Source organism: Limnospira fusiformis SAG 85.79, assembly GCF_012516315.1.
GTDB classification, from domain to species: Bacteria; Cyanobacteriota; Cyanobacteriia; order Cyanobacteriales; family Microcoleaceae; genus Limnospira; species Limnospira fusiformis.
This window is the reverse complement of the sequence record NZ_CP051185.1, coordinates 1165674-1183721: the sequence shown is the minus strand read 5'-3', so window position 1 is coordinate 1183721 and position 18048 is coordinate 1165674. Positions and strand designations below refer to the sequence as shown.

Genomic DNA, 18048 nt, shown 5'->3' with positions numbered 1-18048 from the left:
ATAACTTTGGTAGATTTCCTATCCGTCCCAATCCCTGAACTAGGGGAATCAAGTCGGATCTGAGTGGACAACTCACGGACACTACGGACAAGCCCGATTCGTGTTACCGACCAATCAAGGTTTGCGAGTCTGTATTCATTATTACAGGTCGGTTTCGGAGATTTCAAGGGGTCTATTGCAATCACCCGCTTTTTCTGAAAGTGGGATAACTGTTTTATAGACCATTAACCGGAAAAATCCCCGCCACGCTTGGTTTTGTTCCTGTCCAACTCCCCCAAATCAAGATCCTATTTCTCTGTGGTAGCTAAGTGACTCGGGCTGAAAAATTAATCTCGTACCCCCGTACTGATACACTGTCAAAAGCTAGGAGCGATCGCCATCATGGGAAATATGGATTTCAACACACCAAAGTTAATCCGGTCTTACTGACAACTGAATAGTTTTACCCAGATTTTATTATCGTCAGCAGAGAACCAATTGAGATGGATACTAAAACAAGACGGCAACCGACCCATAATTTAGTGAGGCGACAAGCCACACCCAAAGAACGAGAGTTAATCCATCTGCTGGCTAACCTCGGATGTTCCCAAGCTAGATATGGTCTTAAACACGCCACCAGTAAAGGAGTTATTTCACCGAAAGAAAGACTACGTTTAGCAGAATGGCACTTTCTGAGACTCCAGCAAATACGACGGATAGAAAGAAGTTTAGCTCCCGTGGCTACCCTTAAACGGGTTTATTTTAAAAGTAACCTGGGTCCGCGCGACCTCAAATCTTTAAAACTGGTTTGGGTCGAAGATGACAAAACAAGGGTTAAGCGAGTCCCCCCGGAGTTAGACGAAGTCCTGAGTGATGCCTTAGACAAGGGAGATACTCTCAAACAGATATTTTATATCGTGGAGACCAAAGCTCGGCTATTTGCTTCAACTCCTGATGGGGGTAAAATCCCTCTGTGGGTCAAAGAATGGGAAGATTCAGGCTATGAGGTCAATTTCTTTCCCCCGTCATTTGCTAAGTGGGCAAATATTGTCGATCTTTCTTAATCCGTGAAAACTTGGCTTAACATTCCTCACTATTGAGGAATGTGCCACACCCCAATCAGGGGAGTGTCAATTCTATCTATTTAACCACCCTCCCTCTCAGATGCGATCGCCAAGAGAACAAACTATTCTTTATAATTGACACTTACAATTTTACTCCCCATTCTCCTGCTTAATCGCAGATGTAACCGCCTCACGGAGAACATTCACCAAACAACCTCCTGTCATTTCTCTGGGGGATAAAAGGCTCCCCATGGTAGCTGTTAGTAGTTAATCCGTTAAATTACTGACACTGACGAACACTCAATCATGAAGTTAAGTAAACCCATTGTGAAATCGTAGGAATTGCTTTATACTGAGTTTATCAGTGCGGCGACAAGCAAATTTACTCAAAAGCTCAAGGCTGCTATTCTGGTCTATTAGCTCATCAACCATGGCATTAATCATCCCTGATTCAATTCCATCGAAAGCCAGCAAAGGAGAAAAAATGCTGTTCCGCTTGTTGCGGGATGAACTACCTGACGACTTCTTTGTTTACTATGAACCCATTACCAGCGGATTTTACCCCGATTTTATTATCCTTAGTCCCAGCTTCGGTTTACTGATACTAGAAGTTAAGGGTTGGTCGGTTAAACAAATCCACAAAGCAGATAGTTACTTCTTTCATATTGAACAAGACGGCCAATTAGAGCATTGTCAGTCTCCTCTGAGACAGGCGAAAGGCTACCTAGATGCTCTCCTTAATAAACTTAAAGGCTATTCTATCCTGTGCGAAGATGATGGAGATTATCAAGGGAAGTTGGTATGTCCTATCGGTGTCGGTGCAGTGATGACTAATATCACAGAAGCACAGGCGCGGGAAAATCATATTTATACCTTACTAGAAAAGCCACAGGTCTGCTACAAAGATGAACTGATGACATGGCAAGAAATCGGAGAAAGGGCATTGATTAAACGCCTGGAAGCCATGTTTACGGTGCGATTTAAATTTCCTGATTTAGAAGATGACCAAATTAATACTATTCGAGGGGTAATTCACCCGGAAGCTCAGGTTAGACAGGAACCAGCTAAATCTAGCAGTGTCCCGCCAGGTAAACTGGTGAAGCCGGATGCTATTATTCTGACAACTCTCGATTATCGCCAGGAACAATTGGCACGTTCTTTGAATTCCGGTCATCGACTATTTTCGGGAGTAGCAGGTAGTGGTAAAACGTTGATTCTTCTCAGCCGCGCCAAAATTTTAGCGGGAGGTTGGACAGATACCAAAGTCTTAATTCTCTGCTATAATATTACTCTGGCATCTTATTTGCGATCGCTCATCAAAGAAGACTATAACCTTTTATATCGCCAACGCATTCAAGTTATTCACTTCCATGGTTGGGCAAAATCAGTCCTAGGAGGTCTACCAAATCCTAAATATTTTGAAGACGACGAAGATAGATACGACTATGAAGTGGGTACTAGGCTGTTAAATGCACTGAAAAAAATGCCCAGTGATGACAGGTGGGATGCCATCTTAATAGATGAAGGTCATACTTTCCATCCCAAGTGGTTTGAATGCTGTACCGCCGCTCTCAAAGACCCAGAAGATGGCGATTTAGTAATTGTATCCGACCGTTCCCAGAGTATTTATCGCCGACGTAAGTTTACCTGGAAATCTGTGGGAGTGAAAGCAAAGGGGAGAATGCGAAAACTTACCCAAAACTATCGCAATACTGAGGAAATATTACAGTTAGCATGGGATATGGTTCGTGATCTATATTCATCAGAAGATGATGAACTGGAAGACGAGGCTTTTCCTGTAGTAGAACCCTTGGCAGCAGTTAGACATGGTAATATGCCACAGCTTCATATCAAACAAAACCGTATGGATGAAATTAATGGTGTGATTGACACTATTAAGAAGTTGGTAAATGAGGGATATAAACCTCATCAAATTGCTGTTATTTACCGCTATAAAGGACCAAATGAGCGTCAACCTTTTGAGTATCTAATTGAAACCCTAGACCATATTGGCATGGGAGTTTTTTGGGTTAATGATAATAAAAATGACCACAAAAATAACTACTGTTCTAGTCATCCTGGTGTCAGGGTGGTTACGGGTAAATCCGCCCTGGGTTTAGAGTTCAAAGCTGTAATTATCCCGTGGGTGCAGCAGTTTGGTGTGGGTTCAAAAGCAGAGGGTCGTCGGGAACTTTATGTAGCGATGACCCGCGCTCAGGATCTGTTATATTTATTTGGATCAGGTTCTTTTGATTTCCTGAGAGAGTTAAAAATATGCGATCGCTTAGTGGTCGCTTAGTGGTCGCTTAGCGATCGCTTAGTCCCCTTCCTACCCCCTAACCATATCATCTGAAATTGAGGAGGTGTTGGGTTGCGTACCTCCACCCAATTGACGGTGTTGGGTTTCACGGAGTTTCACCCAACCTACTACTCCACCCAATTGACGGTGTTGGGTTTCACGGAGTTTCACCCAACCTACTACTCCACCCAATTGACGGTGTTGGGTTTCACGGAGTTTCACCCAACCTACTACTATATCATCTGAAATTGAGGAATTGATTATGAGTGACTCACAAGATGCTGAAAGAATTAGCAAATTGGCTAAGAAAAATGCTTGGACTACGGGATTATTGACCTTTTTCTTTCTGCCGATTGGCTATATTTATACCGGACGTTATAAAGCCTTATTTAAAGGATTTGGAATATTTGTTTTGATAATGGTTCTGAGCTTCATGATAGATTCATCTTTGGAAGATGATGATGAATTTTTTGACTTAGTAGCAGGTTTGTATGTTGTGGGTGCTACTATTGAAAATGTCCGTGCTGTTAATCAAGCTAAAAAACTGAATGGCGGTTTAAAGCAGAATAATTCAGCCAATCTTCCCTCAGACAATAATGTTGAACTTAAGCTGCTAAAACTTATTAAAAGAAACAGAGAAGTCACCCTGGCTGATTGTGTAATAGAAACCAGTTTAAGTTCTCAACAAGTTCGCGAAACCTTAGAAGAAATGATGAAACAGCAGTTAATTACCATAGATAATCGTGAGAGTGATGGGTCAATTGTTTATCGGTTAATCTAACACTCAGAGTTGCGTAACTCCACCCAACCTACGGTGTTGGGTTGCGTACCTCCACCCAACCTACGGTGTTGGGTTTCACGGAGTTTCACCCAACCTACGGTGTTGGGTTTCACGGAGTTTCACCCAACCTACGGTGTTGGGTTTCACGGAGTTTCACCCAACCTACGGTGTTGGGTTTCACGGAGTTTCACCCAACCTACGGTGTTGGGTTTCACGGAGTTTCACCCAACCTACGGTGTTGGGTTTCACGGAGTTTCACCCAACCTACGGTGTTGGGTTGCGTACCTCCACCCAACCTACGGTGTTGGGTTTCACGGAGTTTCACCCAACCTACGGTGTTGGGTTGCGTACCTCCACCCAACCTACGGTGTTGGGTTTCACGGAGTTTCACCCAACCTACGGTGTTGGGTTGCGTACCTCCACCCAATTGACGGTGTTGGGTTTCACGGAGTTTCACCCAACCTACGGTGTTGGGTTGCGTACCTCCACCCAACCTACGGTGTTGGGTTGCGTACCTCCACCCAATTGACGGTGTTGGGTTTCACGGAGTTTCACCCAATTGACGGTGTTGGGTTTCACGGAGTTTCACCCAACCTACGGTGTTGGGTTTCACGGAGTTTCACCCAACCTACGGTGTTGGGTTGCGTACCTCCACCCAATTGACGGTGTTGGGTTTCACGGAGTTTCACCCAATTGACGGTGTTGGGTTTCACGGAGTTTCACCCAACCTACGGTGTTGGGTTGCGTACCTCCACCCAACCTACGGTGTTGGGTTGCGTACCTCCACCCAATTGACGGTGTTGGGTTTCACGGAGTTTCACCCAATTGACGGTGTTGGGTTTCACGGAGTTTCACCCAACCTACGGTGTTGGGTTGCGTACCTCCACCCAACCTACGGTGTTGGGTTTCACGGAGTTTCACCCAACCTACGGTGTTGGGTTGCGTACCTCCACCCAACCTACGGTGTTGGGTTTCACGGAGTTTCACCCAACCTACGGTGTTGGGTTGCGTACCTCCACCCAACCTACGGTGTTGGGTTTCACGGAGTTTCACCCAACCTACGGTGTTGGGTTGCGTACCTCCACCCAATTGACGGTGTTGGGTTTCACGGAGTTTCACCCAATTGACGGTGTTGGGTTTCACGGAGTTTCACCCAATTGACGGTGTTGGGTTTCACGGAGTTTCACCCAACCTACGGTGTTGGGTTGCGTACCTCCACCCAACCTACGGTGTTGGGTTTCACGGAGTTTCACCCAACCTACGGTGTTGGGTTTCACGGAGTTTCACCCAACCTACGGTGTTGGGTTGCGTACCTCCACCCAACCTACGGTGTTGGGTTCGTACTTCCACCCAATTGACGGTGTTGGGTTTCACGGAGTTTCACCCAATTGACGGTGTTGGGTTTCACGGAGTTTCACCCAATTTACGGTGTTGGGTTTCACGGAGTTTCACCCAACCTACGGTGTTGGGTTGCGTACCTCCACCCAACCTACGGTGTTGGGTTTCACGGAGTTTCACCCAACCTACGGTGTTGGGTTGCGTACCTCCACCCAACCTACGGTGTTGGGTTTCACGGAGTTTCACCCAACCTACGGTGTTGGGTTGCGTACCTCCACCCAACCTACGGTGTTGGGTTTCACGGAGTTTCACCCAACCTACGGTGTTGGGTTGCGTACCTCCACCCAATTGACGGTGTTGGGTTTCACGGAGTTTCACCCAACCTACTGCTAAAAGGCAAATTTCTGGGTCCAGTAGTTGTTCAAATTAAAACTTCCAGTGTCATTGGCGAGGAAGTAGTGACCAATACCAATTTGGGTATAACTGGGATTGAGGATATTCTCGCGGTGTCCTGGGCTATCCATCCACCCCTCAACAACAGATTCTGGTGTACGATGACCTGCGGCAATATTTTCTCCGACCCCAGATGTAAATCCTACGGCTCGGGCGCGGTCACTGGGGCTAGAACCATCAAGCCCAGTATGACTAAAGAAATCTTGCCGCGCCATGTTGGTGCTATGGTTTCGTGCGGCTTGGTTTAATAGGGGGTTCAAAGATAAGGGCTGTAAACCCGCCTGGGCGCGTTCTTGGTTGACCAGTTGTAGCACCTGTTGCTCAAAGACTTGGTTATGTCCATCATCAGAATGATCTGTGGTTGTGTTTTGAATGGATATTCTGCCACCGATAAAGTCATTGGTACTAATAGATGAAATGCTGACATTATTTAATGTGGCTAATACGCCACCATTTTCGAGAATTTCGGTGGTGAAAGGGTCTAAGGCTTGAACTACTAATTGTCTCGCGCCATTAGGAACAATGATTTTATCAACTCCCGGCTGGAAGTCAGTAATTAGGTCCCGGTCAGCAGTTGATGAAGCTAGGATAAATTGATTAGCGCCTCCCCCTCCTGTTAAGGTATCCAAGCCTTTATCGCCGGATATCAGGCTATTTCCCGGACCTCCAATAATCACATCATTACCAGCGCCGCCATAAAGACTATCGTTTCCCGACCCTCCAATTAGGGTATCATTACCCAAATTACCGAATAGGAGATTATTACCGCCACCTGCTTCTAATAAGTCATTATCCTTACCACCAAAAAGGGTATCATTGCCACCGCCTCCAATAATGGTGTCATTGCCTTGGTTTCCGTAGAAAATGCGTCCGGTATTATCATTCACTGCATAATCATTTCCCGCCAACAGAGCGATCGCATCTGGAAAAGGTGAGGATCTAAAATAGGAAAGCTGTTCTGGGGGAAGTTCAGACATGATAATTCTGTCATTCCCAGGAGTAGCTATACCTAGGTCTAATCCGTTTTCGGTGATGATGTCAAAAAGCATGATTCCATGTAGATGATGGTTGCCAATTTTTTCTATGGTAGATGATTTTTGGGAAAGTGGCTAGGAGTTTACAAATAATTACATATAGTGATAATTCTTAGCATAATTTAATTTTAATTTTGACTCCCTTCAGACAATTACAGCCTGTTCATAAATCATCTGATCACTTCTCAAAGTCCCTCTCCCAGAGAGGGAGAGGGATTTAGGGTGAGGGCAATGTATTAAGCGACTGGTGAACAAGCTGTAATATTGTCTAGGCGGGTTTAGATATTTTTAAAAGCTACAAATACTTTGACAAATAGATGGTAAAATCGCGGATAAATTCCTATTTTATGGGGGTTGCAGCGATAGACAAAAAAGGCGATCGCGCTTCGAGCGCGATCGCCCAGATATGTTGTCGGAAGCCAGAAATGTGGTCAATCGAATCAGAAGGCATGGGAGGGTTTCATAATTGTTGCCTAATAGACAACAACTCTTTTTTTAGTCTTTTTGGGAAAGCAGACACTGACAAAATCGAGAAGCACCCCGATTAAGGGCTTGTTCTGCAGCCATAGTTAGGGTTTGAGTCTGTGAACCGATCGCCGGAGTGCTACTGGCGACCCCAAAACTGAGTAATCTTTGGGAATAAATCGACACTTGGCTAAGTTGTCCAATTTGTTCCTGGATAGTATCCACTAGGCGCACCGCCCATCGAGTATTGGTAGAAGGCAATAATACCGCAAATTCTGCCTGTTGATAACGAGCAACCAAACCGTGAGGGTGGGTGACAGTATGTTTAATGATTTTGGCAACATTACGCAAACATTGATCAGCGGCGTTGTCACCCTGTTGCTCTCGGTATTGTTCCCAATCTTCAACGCGCGATAAAATCAGAGATAGCGGCGCTTGTTCCTCCATCATTCGCTGCCATTGGCGACTGAGATAATCATTAAACCCATGACGGCTTACCAGTCCGGTGAGACTGTCGATGATGTCAAGTTGCTGGAGTTTGCGGTTAGACTCTTCTAGCTGGTGGTAGAGTTCGGCTTGATAAATGGCGATCGACAGTTGATTGGCAAAACCATGGATCAGTTTCAGGTCGGACTCTTGCCACTGATAACCGGGGTCAGTCATCACTAGGCTTAAACTTCCCCATAAACGACTGCGACTATACAGCGGAATTGGTAGCCACCCCCCTGGACAGCTTTGTAGGAAGTCTTGAATGGTGGCTTCATCTTGGGAATTGGGGACCTTCAGGGTTAGCGATCGCAACACTGACCGTAATTCCGACCCCACCTGTTTAGTGTAGGTTTTACCCGAATTAGATGGGATTTTAGCCAATATAGAATTAGTCGGTTGTCGATATTCAGCCCTATTTAACCATGATTTGCCTTGGGCAATAAACTGCACAATTTGCACCGACTCGACTTTAAAAATTTTTCCCAGTTCAGTCACTGCCATCTGAAATATCCGCTCTAAATTCAGGGAATTTCGGATCACTTGGGTTAACCTTTCCATGGCTTCTTCCCGTTGTGATTGTTTCTTGATGGCATCTTCCATCACTTTTTGGGAACTGGTGTCAATGGCAATGCAGAGATTTCCTTCAAACTGGTTTTCTTCATCAAATAGGGGACGCACCGACAGTGTTACCCAAACCGATTTTCCTAAACGGTGTCGCAGACTCAGATTATATTTCTCTTCGCGATCGCCTGGGTGATTTTGGTGAGCGATCGCCGAAAATGCTGGGTGTCTCTCATCCATAAATTTCCACAGAGATTTACCAATCATCTCTTCCGGAATATATCCCAGGATTTCTGCCATTTTCGGATTAACAAATGCCGTCTTCGTCTGGCGATCCAAAATCCAAATTCCCGCCGCCGTGGTCTGGAGGGTTCCCCGAGAGACTTGATCCCGACTCAGTTGCTCTGTGTTTATGGTGCTAACATCTACAGGTTCGGTCACAGTAGCCATTTGCCGACTTTGCTCAATTAGTGGCATTTCCTGATGACAGTTCATACAAAAGCCAATTTTCTTATGGGCGATAATATGAATGAGAAGCGGCTCAGAACAGCACGGACACAAATACTTATCCATCATTCTGGTTTACCTCAATTTTTATTAGCTTTTTGTTATTATTAAACGGTCTTTCTTTTAGGATAAGTTGGTTTTTCCGACTTTGTTCCTTAGTGATACAAATCTTGATATAACAGTAGATACAGCCCTGCTATGATGGGCTATTCCCTAGACGAAATATCTCCATCTTTACCTGGCTAATGGCCCACCCATCAGTTGATCCCTTCAGGGACTCTACAAAACTACATAGCCATAACTACTCCAACGAATCCCGGCTTTAGTTAAGTTTCCCTGATGTATTTCGGCAAAAACTTTTGATTTTCCAAAGATTGATAAATTTTTGTTGATAACTTCTCTCAAAAACTTGACGACAGGATGCGGGTTAGAGTATCATCATATAAATCGCTGCCAAGGCTTTGCTGTGTCTATACGCCAAAAAAGCAGCTAAAACCCTGATTATATCGCCCCTCATAAAATTATCCGAGTAAAATTTAAAAATCCCGATGCACGAGTTTTTGAGGAAAAAGCGATCGCCCCAAATCCGCCTCTTGACAAAAACGACATTTTGTGCATATACCCTGAACGATCCGCGCCTAGGGTGCGTCAAACTGTATCATGAGCGGTCATAAATGCCATAAATTCATAAAGTCCCATGAGTCTTGCTCAACAATACACCCTAGCCCAAGCCATAAGCCAATCAGGAGTCGGACTCCATAGCGGTGAAATCACCACCGTAAAAATTCTGCCAGCCACCAGAGGCGGAAGGCACTTTGTCCGAGTTGACCTACCGGAATGCCCAATAATTACAGCCAGTTGTGAATCAGTAAGGTCTACCACCCTATCAACAGAACTGGGAAATAGTGATAGCGCCAGTATTCGCACCGTAGAACACCTGTTATCTGCCCTCACCGCAGGGGGAGTCAGTCACGCACGCATAGAAGTTAACGGACCAGAATTGCCCCTATTAGACGGCTCCGCCAAACCGTGGTCAGAAGCCATAGCAGCAGCCGGGCTGAAAGAAATTGAACCACAGCCTAGTGCACCCCTCAATCAAGAAATCTCTGTGCGTCAGGGAGATGCCTTCGTGATGGCTATACCCTCCACCGAAACCCGATTTACCTACGGCATTGATTTTGAAGTGGCGGCTATCGGGAACCAGTGGCATAGTTGGAGTCCCGATGAGCAAAACTTTATCACAGAAATTGCCCCCGCCCGGACTTTCACCCTAGCCTCACAGATAGAAGCCCTACAAAAAGCTGGATTAATCAAGGGAGGAAGCCTAGATAATGCGATCGTCTGTTCCCATTCGGGTTGGATAAATCCGCCCCTAAGATTTGCAAATGAGCCAGCGCGTCATAAAATCTTAGACTTAGTAGGAGATCTCAGTTTACTGGGAACTATCCCACTCGCCCACTATCTCGCCTATAAAGCTGGTCATCACTTGCACGTCGAGTTAGTGCGCCGCATTAGCCAAACCCCTACCAACAGCAACGTTTAATATTTAAAGAATGTCCACAGTTAACACGACCGCCGATCTTCAGGATAACAACAACTCACAATTAGCACCGGAAAACACTTTAGCGATCGCAGAAATCCAAAAACTGCTACCCCACCGCTATCCTTTCGCCCTAGTCGATCGCATTATCGAGTATATTCCCGGAGAACGAGCAACCGGAATTAAAAATGTCACCATCAACGAACCCCACTTTCAGGGACACTTCCCCGGTCGGCCAATTATGCCTGGGGTGCTAATCGTAGAAGCCATGGCTCAAGTCGGCGGCATTGTACTGACCCAACTGCCAGACATGGAAGGTAAACTATTCCTATTTGCGGGAATTGATAAAGTCCGCTTTCGCCGCCCAGTAGTTCCCGGCGACCAGTTAATCATGCGAGTACAACTACTGTCCGTCAAACGCCGTCGTTTTGCTTATATGCAAGCAGCCGCCGAAGTTGATGGGCTAAGAACCTGTGAAGGAGAACTAATGTTTTCCCTGGTAGACTAAAGCCTAAACTTTAAACTGGACCAATGGAATTACACCAGATCAGGTTCAGGAATTGCCACAGTTCCGTATAATTGCGGCAGCAAACCAATTTGGTCAATCAGTAACATATTTGATTTCCATGACCACTTTAATCCACCCGACAGCAGTGATCGAGCCTGGTGCTCAGTTGCACCCGACCGTGCGGGTGGGTGCATACGCCGTTATTGGAGAAAACGTAAAAATAGGCCCTGGCACTACCATTGGCCCCCATGCCGTCATTCAAGGATGGACAGAAATAGGAGCCAGAAACCAGATATTTCCGGGGGCTGCTATTGGGTTGGAAACCCAGGATTTAAAATACGAGGGGGCGGTGAGTTTTGTTACCATTGGCGACGACAACCGCATTCGGGAATATGTGACCATTAACCGGGCTACCTATGCCGGAGAAGCCACTAAAATTGGCAATGGTAATCTACTTATGGCTTATGTTCATGTGGGCCATAACTGTACCATTGAGGATGGAGTGGTAATTGCCAACGGGGTAGCTTTGGCGGGTCATGTTCATATTGAGTCTAAAGCACGGTTGAGCGGCGTTTTGGGAGTCCATCAGTTCGTCCGCATTGGTCAGTTTTCTATGGTTGGAGGTATGAGTCGCATTGACCGCGACGTACCACCATTTATGTTAGTGGAAGGCAACCCGTCCCGAGTGCGATCGCTTAATTCTGTCGGTCTTAAACGCGCGGGTTTGACTAATGAGGAGTTGGGACTAATTAAAAAGGCATTTCGGATTTTATACCGCACCCCACACCGTCTCTCAGAAGCGATCGCTCAATTGGAACAACTCCCCCAAAATTCCTATCTTGACCATTTGATTAATTTTGTCCGTCTCTCACTCACACCGGAAAGGCGCGGTCTTATTCCGGGAAAACGGGTCACACCAGAAGCGCCATGAGGATTTTTATTAGCACCGGGGAGGTTTCAGGAGATATGCAGGCGGCGCTATTGGTAGCAGCCTTGCGCCGACAAGCCGAAATTAAAGGTTATAGCTTGGAAATTACCGCTTTGGGAGGGCCGCAAACCGCAGCCGCCGGAGCCCAATTGTTGGGGGATACTACCGCTATTGGTGCGGTCGGAATTTGGGAGTCTTTGCCCTATTTTATCCCTACATTGCAAATGCAGGCTAGGGTCAGGCGTTATCTGCAAGAAAACCCTGTCGATGTCGCTATTTTAATTGATTACATGGGACCTAATATCGGTATCGGTAATCTGATTAAAGGCAGATTCCCCGAGATTCCCATTATCTATTATATTGCCCCCCAGGAGTGGGTTTGGTCTCTGGGATCGCGCAATACTAATCAAATCGTCAATTTTAGCGATCGCATCCTTGCCATTTTTCCCCAGGAAGCCCGCTATTTTGCCGCTAAAGGCGCGAAAGTGACCTGGGTAGGGCATCCGCTTATTGACCGGATTACAGCCTACCCCAGCCGCCACCAAGCCCGGGAAAATTTGGGTATTGCTACTGAGGAAATAGCGATCGCCTTACTTCCCGCTTCCCGACAGCAGGAAATTCGCTATTTAATGCCCATTATATTTCAAGCCGCCGCCACTCTTCAGGCTCAGTTTCCATTGGTGCGTTTTTGGATTCCATTATCTTTAGAAAAGTATCGGGCAGATATTGAACGGGGTATTTTACAATATAATCTCCGGGCTTCTTTAGTAGAAAATAAAACTGATGTACTAGCCGGCGCTGATTTGGCGATCGCCAAGTCAGGTACCGTTAACCTTGAATTAGCTTTACTGGAAGTTCCCCAAGTTGTCGTTTATCGAGTGAGTCAAATTACCGCTTGGGTCGCTCGTCACCTTCTCCATTTTTCCATCCCCTTTATGGCTCCTCCCAATTTAGTCCAAATGAAGGAAATTGTGCCAGAATTGCTACAAGATGAAGTTACACCAGAAGCCATTGTCAACCAGGTTATCCAACTTTTTCCCAACTCCACCAAACGAGAACAAATGTTAACTGAATATCGACAAATGCGCCAGGTATTGGGGGGAGAAGGAGCAGGCGATCGGGCAGCCATAGAAATTTTAAATGCTGGTAAAACTTGAGGTATCCGAGGTAAATTTATGCAAATCATTAAAGTTTATGTTGGCGGCTTATTTGGAATTTTTAACCACGAAATTCCTGTTAATTTAAATGATAGAATGACCATCATTCACGGCCCTAATGGCTTTGGCAAAACCGTGATTTTGAAACTACTTAACGGCTTATTTAATTGCCAGTATTCAGAATTAATAAATCTTCCCTTTGAAACTTTTAAAGTAGAATTTGATGATGGTAATTCTCTGGAAATCGATAAAAAAACAGGCAGACAAGACCAATCAAATACCATCAGGTTTAATTTTTCTAAAAATTCCGAAACCTTTATTTTAGACAAGTCCCAAATCAATGATATTGATGAAATTTCTATCAGTGACTTGGACTATCTAATTCCTGAACTTATGCGGGTTGGTCCTCAAAGGTGGCGATACTTACCCACGGAAGAAATGCTCTCAATATCAGACATTGTAGATAGGTTCCCAGATTTATTGAGAGGTATTAAATGTGAACAACAACCTGAGTGGCTACAAGATTTACAGAGGCAGATTAATGTCAGACTTATAGAATCACAAAGACTCCTCAATATTGCCTCTAATTATGAACGCAGAATCGCTTATAAAAGATTATCTGATTTATCAACAGTATCCGTATATTCCCGTGAATTAGCGCAAAAAATGCAACACAAATTTACTGAATATGGCACAATATCTCAATCTCTCGATAGAACCTTTCCCCTCAGAGTGGTTCAGCAGCAGCCATCAACTTACTTAACAGATGAGCAACTTTATGATAAATTAGACCATCTTGATAAAATGCGATCGCGACTTATGGAAGTGGGTTTGTTGAATCAAGATGAAAGTTCAGAAGTTGATATTCATCCACCATCTATAGACGAAACAACCAAAAACATCTTATCTGTTTATGTAGAAGACATGGATAAAAAACTAAGTGTTTTCGATGATATAGCAGACAAAATTGATTTGTTTCGTAAAATAATTAACAAAAAGTTCGCCTATTCTTATAAAAATATTGGCTTTAGTAAAGACCAAGGATTTATTTTTACATCATCCTATAAATCATCATTATCTGAATATAAACAAGTTTTAAATCATGAACTTTGTCCAACGGATTTATCATCAGGCGAACAACATGAGTTAATCCTTATATATGAATTACTATTTAAAGTTAAACCCGATTCTTTAGTATTAATAGATGAACCAGAATTATCCCTTCATGTTGGCTGGCAAGTTGAGTTTATCAAAGACTTGCAAGAAATCACTAAACTCGCCAAACTCAATATTGTAATGGCTACTCATTCTCCAGATATCATTCAAGACCGTTGGGATTTGACAGTGGAACTCCAGGGACCCAAATGAGATAGTTTATTTCCGTAGACCGTGAGGTTAATAAAGTCCGCCTATTGCGAAGTACCTTTAAATGTACTTTTCTGTTAGTTGAAGGTCATACTGACAGGATTTTTTATAATTGGCTTATTGATAAATCAGTTTGTCAATCTGTCATCATTGCTGGTAAGCCATCTAACAAGCAGCTTGTTATTGATGTTCTCCAAAAACTTGAAAATTCAGATTTTCCAGGAGTTGTAGCAATTGTTGACGCTGATTTTGATCACTTAATTGATGATTTACCCAGTTATAGTTCTAATTTACTTAGGACAGATACCCACGACCTAGAAACCATGTTATTAAACTCTCTAGCCTTTAATAAAGTCTTGGATGAATTTGGTTCAGAATCAAAAATATCTAGCTTTCCGGGAGATATTAGGGAGGTTTTACTAGCAGCCGGAAAGCCTGTCGGATATTGGCGTTGGATTTCCCAGACGGAAGGATTAAACTTAACTTTTCAGGCTATTGATTTTAGTAAGTTTGTTGATAAAAATCAAATCAAGATTGCCTACAAAAAGCTAATTGATGTTGTGAAAAATAAATCCCAAAAGTCCTATCTAAGCACTCCAGATATTATCTCTAAAATCACGAATTTAAATAGTCAAAGTGACGATCCTTGGCAAATTTGTTGTGGTCATGATTTAGTATAAATATTGTCTTTGGCTTTATGCAAAGCAATTGGTTCTCATAATTCCCAGGATGTTAAACCTGAGATAATCGATCGCAGTCTGCGACTTGCTTACGAAAAAGCCTACTTTTATAAAACCCACCTCTACTCTGAAATTTGCCGTTGGGAAAGGGATAACCAACCCTTTAGAATTTTAGAACCACCAGCCTAAAATCTTGATATTAGGTGCTTAATATAATCGGACATATCCCCACAACTATCATACAGGAAACCCAGAAATTAAATACAGCCTGTCAATTATAAAATGGAGGGGACAGTTTAGGAGAGTTGCCAACAACCCAACTAATTGTCCCCAGGTGTAGTTAATGTCAAGTTAACCTAACTTTGTTCTCTCAAAGTTCCGGTGCGAACAGCGAAACCTTGATTTTGACCATTGCGGCGTAATTCCAATCGTAATTGATGACCTACTCCCGTTTGTTCAACCAACTGTTGAACCTCCGCTGCGTCCCGAATGATTTGACCATTAATTTGAGAAATCACATCACCCACTCGGAGTCCAGCCTGAGCCGCTGGAGAATTAGGAACCACACGGACAACTAACACCCCTTGGTCTGTATCAACCTTTAAACCACTGTTGGGATCATTATTAATATTCTGCTTAACTTCGGGGTTTAAACTCACCATTTGAATACCCAAAAATGGATGATCAACGTGACCATTAGCCACAATTTGATCAGCGATATTCCCAACCCGATTAATCGGAATAGCAAAACCTAAACCCTGTGCGCCTTGGATAATAGCCGTGTTCATACCAATGACCTCACCATTTTGATTAAGTAAAGGTCCCCCCGAATTACCCGGATTAATCGCCGCATCAGTTTGAATAAAACTCACCCGTTTATCCGGTGCGCCAATAGAGCCACTAGAGCGACCGGTAGCACTAATAATACCCATGGTGACAGTGTTTTCTAAGCCTAGGGGATTACCAATAGCGATCGCCATTTCTCCCGGTCTCAATCGGTCAGAATTACCCAAACTCACAGTTGGGAGATTTTGCGCCGGAATTTTCACCACAGCCACATCAGTCACCGGGTCAGTTCCCAACACTTCCCCATCAAACTGGCGACCATCGCGCAAAGTCACCCGCACTCGGGTGGCTCCCTCCACCACATGAGCATTAGTCAAAATCCGACCATCAGAACCCACAATAAAACCGGAACCCGAACCCTGAACAACTCGCCGCCCCGGACCACTAGGGAGTCGTTGGCCAAAAAACCGTCGGAAGAACGGGTCATTAAACACATCAGGAATCTGAGTTTCTACAGTTCTGGCTGTATCAATTTGAACCACTGCTGCTCCCACCCGCTCCACCACAGCACTGACTACATTAGGATTTTGTGCCAAAACGTGACCCGGAGAAACCATCCCAGGGTTCATATCTGCCGCTCCACTGTTAGTTTCACCGGTACTTTCACGGGAAGAACCAGCATTAGGAGTAAGGGAAACAACACCAAAAGTAAGCCCCGCACCCAACAAAAGCATCGATAAATAAGCCACAGGCTGAATAGGACGCACAGAGGATTTTAGAGAATCTTGCATCGTTAACACTCCCATTAATCGCTTGATAGTTCTTAGATTAAATGAGAGATTTGGCGAAGTTGTAGCATTGATATGACATCTCTGTGAACGACCAGCACCAACCCCGCTACAGGAGCGGTTATCAAAAATTATCCCTGGACAGCAATTATGGTAAACTAGGAAACTGCGAGACATCCCACCTCACCTGGCGGGATATCTATAAACAAGACAGCCCTCCTGCTTACCTTCTAGGTAAATGGTAGGGTTGCTCTCAAGGCAACCATTGGGGGAAAATATCAACTGTCCTCGATTTTGAGGCATTTTGTCAATTCCCTTGACTATTGGCTACCTATTCTAGCTATCCGGTTTACCGACACGCTAATGATGCGGCCCCCAAACACATCCCAATTTGGCAATATTTTACTGGTTGACGATAAACCGGATAACTTGCGACTGCTTTCCCAAATGTTGACGGAGCAGGGCTACAATGTCAGGAGAGTGACCAAAGGAAAAATGGCCTTGATTACGGCTAAAGCGTCACCTCCTGATTTGGTGCTACTAGATATCAAAATGCCTGATATGGACGGTTATGAGGTTTGTTTGCAACTGAAAGCTGATGAAATTACGGCAGAAATTCCGGTGATTTTTATGAGCGCTTTAGATGAACTTCCTGATCAAGTCAAGGCTTTTACTATAGGTGGAGTAGATTATATTACTAAGCCTTTTCAGGTAGAAGAAGTCCTAGTGCGAGTCAAAACTCAAATACGTCGCCAAGCCGAACACTTAGCCAGGGAAGCCCAACGAGAACGAGCCTTAGCCTAAGTGATTGATAAAATCAGGCGCACCTTAGATATTAACACAATTTTGGCTACAGCTACCGCCGAAGTCCGTCAACTTTTGAACGCCGACAGAGTGGCTATATTTAGCTTTCATCCCCTCTCTAATTACCGGGATGGTAATTTTGTCTCGGAAGATGTTTTACCTGAGTTTGAATCAGCTTTAAATTGGCAAGTTCATGATTCTTGTTTCGCCAATTCATTTGTGGAGGAATACAAAAACTCCCGCATTCAATCCATTGCTGATATTTATGAAGCAAATTTAGACCCTTGCTATATTCAACTTTTGGCTAAGTTTTAGGTGAGAGAAAATTTGGTAATTCCCAGGCAAAAAGGGAGCCATCTCTGGGGTTTACTATGTATTCATCAATGCTCATATTCTCGCAATTGGAAAAGTTCTGAGGTCGAATTTGTACAGAAAATAGCCCTACAATTGGTGGTGGCTTTGCCACAAGCATAATTGCTCACCCAGGCGCAGAAACAATCCCCAGAACAAACCAAAGCCGCT

The 18048-nt window shown here is 44.3% G+C and carries 20 protein-coding genes and 1 pseudogene; 13 read left to right on the top strand and 8 right to left on the bottom strand.

All coding sequences use genetic code 11. The features are described from left to right. Positions 1-482: 482 nt before the first annotated feature. From HFV01_RS05760 to HFV01_RS05745, 4 genes are all read left to right on the top strand, one after another. The gene (locus HFV01_RS05760) at positions 483-1043 is read left to right on the top strand and encodes a hypothetical protein (protein ID WP_006624135.1); all 561 of its coding nucleotides are present in this window, start codon (positions 483-485) and stop codon (positions 1041-1043) included. A 430-nt stretch (positions 1044-1473) separates the two neighbouring features. Beyond that, positions 1474-3342 (top strand): 3'-5' exonuclease, encoded by a 1869-nt coding sequence (locus tag HFV01_RS05755; RefSeq protein ID WP_193520906.1) that lies wholly within the window; start codon positions 1474-1476, stop codon positions 3340-3342. Between the two features lie 72 nt (positions 3343-3414). After that, positions 3415-3588 (top strand): hypothetical protein, encoded by a 174-nt coding sequence (locus tag HFV01_RS05750; protein ID WP_190594005.1) that lies wholly within the window; start codon positions 3415-3417, stop codon positions 3586-3588. 16 nt (positions 3589-3604) lie between these two features. Continuing rightward, the gene (locus tag HFV01_RS05745; protein WP_006624132.1) at positions 3605-4123 is read left to right on the top strand and encodes a hypothetical protein; all 519 of its coding nucleotides are present in this window, start codon (positions 3605-3607) and stop codon (positions 4121-4123) included. A 211-nt stretch (positions 4124-4334) separates the two neighbouring features. Here the strand turns inward: HFV01_RS05745 and HFV01_RS05740 are convergent, their stop codons facing one another. The 7 genes from HFV01_RS05740 to HFV01_RS05710 all read right to left on the bottom strand — a co-directional run bounded on the left by HFV01_RS05740 (position 4335) and on the right by HFV01_RS05710 (position 9039). Then, entirely contained in the window at positions 4335-4580 is a 246-nt protein-coding gene (locus tag HFV01_RS05740) for a hypothetical protein (protein WP_050786903.1), read from the bottom strand. Positions 4581-4698: 118 nt separating this feature from the next. Beyond that, a complete protein-coding gene (locus tag HFV01_RS05735; RefSeq protein WP_193520905.1) occupies positions 4699-4836 on the bottom strand; it encodes a hypothetical protein in 138 nt (45 codons plus the stop codon). A 94-nt stretch (positions 4837-4930) separates the two neighbouring features. Then, positions 4931-5266, bottom strand: coding sequence for a hypothetical protein (locus HFV01_RS30210; protein WP_318286180.1), 336 nt, complete (start codon positions 5264-5266; stop codon positions 4931-4933). Further along, positions 5263-5400 (bottom strand): hypothetical protein, encoded by a 138-nt coding sequence (locus HFV01_RS05725; RefSeq protein WP_193520904.1) that lies wholly within the window; start codon positions 5398-5400, stop codon positions 5263-5265. The genes HFV01_RS30210 and HFV01_RS05725 overlap by 4 nt, the downstream gene beginning before the upstream one ends. 127 nt (positions 5401-5527) lie before the next feature. Then, positions 5528-5839, bottom strand: a complete 312-nt coding sequence (locus HFV01_RS05720) for a hypothetical protein (protein ID WP_318286179.1) — start codon at positions 5837-5839, stop codon at positions 5528-5530. Between the two features lie 11 nt (positions 5840-5850). After that, positions 5851-6963, bottom strand: a complete 1113-nt coding sequence (locus HFV01_RS05715; RefSeq protein ID WP_006669223.1) for a CAP domain-containing protein — start codon at positions 6961-6963, stop codon at positions 5851-5853. A 480-nt stretch (positions 6964-7443) separates the two neighbouring features. Beyond that, positions 7444-9039, bottom strand: a complete 1596-nt coding sequence (locus HFV01_RS05710; protein ID WP_006624129.1) for a sensor domain-containing diguanylate cyclase — start codon at positions 9037-9039, stop codon at positions 7444-7446. Positions 9040-9667: 628 nt separating this feature from the next. Between HFV01_RS05710 and lpxC the strand changes: the two genes are divergently transcribed. From lpxC to HFV01_RS05675, 7 genes are all read left to right on the top strand, one after another. Continuing rightward, complete coding sequence (gene lpxC / locus HFV01_RS05705) at positions 9668-10513, top strand: UDP-3-O-acyl-N-acetylglucosamine deacetylase (RefSeq protein WP_006624127.1); 846 nt, start codon at positions 9668-9670, stop codon at positions 10511-10513. Between the two features lie 10 nt (positions 10514-10523). Continuing rightward, positions 10524-11018 carry a 3-hydroxyacyl-ACP dehydratase FabZ gene (fabZ, locus tag HFV01_RS05700; protein ID WP_006624126.1) on the top strand — a complete coding sequence of 165 codons (495 nt, stop codon included), beginning with the start codon at positions 10524-10526 and terminating at the stop codon, positions 11016-11018. Positions 11019-11136: 118 nt separating this feature from the next. Continuing rightward, the gene (gene lpxA, locus HFV01_RS05695; RefSeq protein WP_006617111.1) at positions 11137-11949 is read left to right on the top strand and encodes an acyl-ACP--UDP-N-acetylglucosamine O-acyltransferase; all 813 of its coding nucleotides are present in this window, start codon (positions 11137-11139) and stop codon (positions 11947-11949) included. Then, complete coding sequence (lpxB, locus tag HFV01_RS05690; protein WP_006624124.1) at positions 11946-13103, top strand: lipid-A-disaccharide synthase; 1158 nt, start codon at positions 11946-11948, stop codon at positions 13101-13103. The genes lpxA and lpxB overlap by 4 nt, the downstream gene beginning before the upstream one ends. Positions 13104-13121: 18 nt before the next feature. Then, positions 13122-14471: an AAA family ATPase gene (locus HFV01_RS05685; RefSeq protein ID WP_193520903.1), complete on the top strand. Its 1350-nt coding sequence runs from the start codon at positions 13122-13124 to the stop codon at positions 14469-14471. Between the two features lie 44 nt (positions 14472-14515). Next, positions 14516-15148, top strand: coding sequence for a DUF4435 domain-containing protein (locus HFV01_RS05680; RefSeq protein ID WP_006624122.1), 633 nt, complete (start codon positions 14516-14518; stop codon positions 15146-15148). Positions 15149-15157: 9 nt separating this feature from the next. After that, on the top strand, positions 15158-15337 hold the full coding sequence (locus HFV01_RS05675) for a hypothetical protein (RefSeq protein WP_228116376.1): 180 nt from the start codon (positions 15158-15160) through the stop codon (positions 15335-15337). Between the two features lie 167 nt (positions 15338-15504). On the opposite strand, the gene HFV01_RS05670 is transcribed toward HFV01_RS05675, so the two are convergent. Further along, on the bottom strand, positions 15505-16725 hold the full coding sequence (locus HFV01_RS05670) for an HhoA/HhoB/HtrA family serine endopeptidase (protein ID WP_006669221.1): 1221 nt from the start codon (positions 16723-16725) through the stop codon (positions 15505-15507). 291 nt (positions 16726-17016) lie between these two features. Here HFV01_RS05670 and HFV01_RS05665 point away from each other — a divergent pair, with 291 nt between their 5' ends. After that, a complete protein-coding gene (locus HFV01_RS05665) occupies positions 17017-17526 on the top strand; it encodes a response regulator (RefSeq protein ID WP_235720200.1) in 510 nt (169 codons plus the stop codon). Then, positions 17527-18000, top strand: a pseudogene (locus HFV01_RS05660) (GAF domain-containing protein). It begins immediately after the preceding gene. Positions 18001-18048 lie beyond the last annotated feature (48 nt).